Here is a 2,415-nt window from a genome sequence, read left to right on the forward strand (position 1 = left end):
AAAAAAAACGCCGATATTTTAGTACATAGTAAATAGCCAACCACCACGGGGCTTCTTTTGCCTTTTTTTTCGCTTGGTAAATTTTTTAATATTTATAGCTAAACGACAACCGTCATCCCGCTGCTTGTTAGCGGGATCTAGAGATACCGCGAATGAATCGCGGTATGACGGTTAAATAATTCGTCATCCCGCTACGTGTTAGCGGGATCTAGAGATACCGTGACGGTATGACGGTTAGCGGTGGTATGACGATAAGGTTTATACCTTGTCATGCAAGTACTAGAATCCAGTAAGCTTATTTATGCATATAAAAGGTTATTATTTTGTAAAGTCAAAGTTGCTTTTGGTTTTAAGTTAAAGTACAATAAATGCAAAGGTTTATATAAACTGGATCCAAGTAGTCAGCTACTTGAATGACATCAGACAAACAATCGTACACATGCTAGTCAAAATAGGTACCAGAGGAAGCAAGCTTGCAGTTGCCCAGGCTTTGGAAGCAAAACAAAAGTTGCTGGATTCTTTTCCTAACTTATCTATTGAAATTGTTAAAATAAAAACTTCTGGAGATAAGTATGCAAACGCAAATCTTGCTGAAATAGGAGGCAAAGGATTATTCATTAAAGAAATTGAGACTGAATTGCTCGAAAATAATATAGACATGGCAGTTCATTCGCTAAAAGATATGCCTGCGTTTTTCTCAGGGGGTTTAACAATTCCTTGTGTTTTAGAAAGGCTAAGTTCATGCGATGCGTTTATTTCTCATAAACACAATAGCCTTGAGTCTTTGCCACAGCAGGCTACTATTGCCACTTCTTCAATAAGAAGAAAAGTTCAGTTGTTAAATGTTAGACCAGATTTAAATATAGTACCGCTACGTGGAAATGTAACAACCAGATTGCAAAATCAAAGTTTTGATGGAATAATTCTAGCTGAAGCAGGACTCATAAGATTAGAAAAACATCACTTGATTACAGAGGTATTGCCACCAAAAGTTATGTTAAGTGCAGTGGGGCAGGGGGCGGTTTGTATTCAATGTAGAAGGAATGATGTAAAAATTATCGATCTTTTAGAGAAAATTAATAATAATATGTCTTTTATAGGAGTGAAATCAGAGCGCAGTTTTATGAAGACAGTGAATGGTTCATGTTTTACACCACTTGCAGCTTTGGCTGAATATGTGAGCGAAAATATGCTACACCTTCGTTGTATGTTAGCAAGTGGAAAAAATATATACTTCACTGAGCGCACTTCATTTATAGAAGATGCGGAGAAAATGGGTATGGATGCAGGATTAGAGTTGAAATCAAAATGCTTATAAGCTTACCTAAAGTACGTGGAATCTATCGTTATGATGTCTTAATGTCTAAAGCGACGTGGTTAAATGTTGGTGGACGAGCTGATGTATTATTTAAACCATGTGATATTGAAGATTTAACATACTTGATTAAAAATACTGAACTGCCAGTTAGCGTTATTGGTGCAACATCCAACATAATAGTGCGAGATAGTGGCATTCGAGGAATAACAGTAAAATTAGGTAAGGAGTTTGCATATATTAAAAGTAAGGGTAACAACTCTATTGTAGCTGGGGGAGCTGTGCTGCTCAGCAACCTTGCTCACTTTGCGGGAAATCAGCAGATTAGTGGGTTGGAGTTTCTAGTTGGAATTCCAGGAACAGTTGGTGGCGGAATAGAAATGAATGCAGGTGCATATGGTAGTGATATCGCAAGTGTTGTACGATCCATAAAAGCAGTGAATCTAGAGGATGGAAACCTATATGAGTTCTCCAGCGAAGAAATGGGGTATTTTTACCGTGGACATAGCCTAAAAGGAAATTGGATTTTTGTTGAAGCTGAGTTTAAAGGAGTAAACTCAGAGTATGAGCTTATACTGCAAAGGTTAAAGGAAGTTATTGAGAGGAAAAATAAAAGCCAGCCAATAAGAGGAAAAACTGCTGGGTGCATATTCAAAAATCCAAAAAACTACCGAGCATGGGAGTTAATTGATAAATCTGGCTGCCTAAGGTTAAATATTGGTGGAGCTAGAATCTCTAAGAAACATTGTAACTTCTTGCTCAATTACGATAATGCAACTGCATCTGACTTGGAAAACCTTGGCAACAAAGTAAAAGATGCAGTAAAGGATAAATTTAATGTTGAACTTGAGTGGGAAATAAGGGTTTTGGGTAGCTATTAGATAGTTTTTATAGCTTATGTATATTCGTTCAGGAGAACGGCAAATAAGGTAAACAAGTAATCTAAAAAAATAATCATAGAGAAACCGTGAGGTAATGTGGTTAATCTTGTAGAACTTTGCAAGAATCTAGAGAGAAAAATAGCAAAGTTATACCAATTCTCATTATTAGTGAATCAAATAAGCGATATTGTAGAGTTATTTAATTGTGGAGTGAGAAAG

The 2,415-nt window shown here is 36.5% G+C and carries 3 protein-coding genes; all 3 read left to right on the forward strand.

Features of this window, described 5'->3' with window-relative positions; translation table 11 throughout:
• Positions 1–270 precede the first annotated feature (270 nt).
• Genes OZD62_RS02485 through murB form a run of 3 tightly spaced genes read left to right on the forward strand, consistent with a single transcriptional unit; the run spans position 271 to position 2,196 of the window.
• On the forward strand, positions 271–417 hold the full coding sequence (locus OZD62_RS02485) for a hypothetical protein (RefSeq protein WP_167480075.1): 147 nt from the start codon (positions 271–273) through the stop codon (positions 415–417).
• Between the two features lie 22 nt (positions 418–439).
• Positions 440–1,318, forward strand: a complete 879-nt coding sequence (gene hemC / locus OZD62_RS02490; protein WP_010962666.1) for a hydroxymethylbilane synthase — start codon at positions 440–442, stop codon at positions 1,316–1,318.
• Positions 1,309–2,196, forward strand: a complete 888-nt coding sequence (gene murB, locus OZD62_RS02495; protein WP_275019358.1) for a UDP-N-acetylmuramate dehydrogenase — start codon at positions 1,309–1,311, stop codon at positions 2,194–2,196. Before hemC ends, murB begins: the two co-directional genes overlap by 10 nt.
• Positions 2,197–2,415 lie beyond the last annotated feature (219 nt).

The organism is Wolbachia endosymbiont of Drosophila seguyi (assembly GCF_028981765.1).
Classification (GTDB): domain Bacteria; phylum Pseudomonadota; class Alphaproteobacteria; order Rickettsiales; family Anaplasmataceae; genus Wolbachia; species Wolbachia pipientis.

Bases quoted from the DNA above. Each gene is read 5' to 3' on its own strand.
- OZD62_RS02485 (WP_167480075.1), top strand. From the start codon at position 271: ATGCAAGTACTAGAATCCAGTAAGCTTATTTATGCATATAAAAGGTTA.
- hemC (WP_010962666.1), top strand. From the start codon at position 440: ATGCTAGTCAAAATAGGTACCAGAGGAAGCAAGCTTGCAGTTGCCCAG.
- murB (WP_275019358.1), top strand. From the start codon at position 1,309: ATGCTTATAAGCTTACCTAAAGTACGTGGAATCTATCGTTATGATGTC.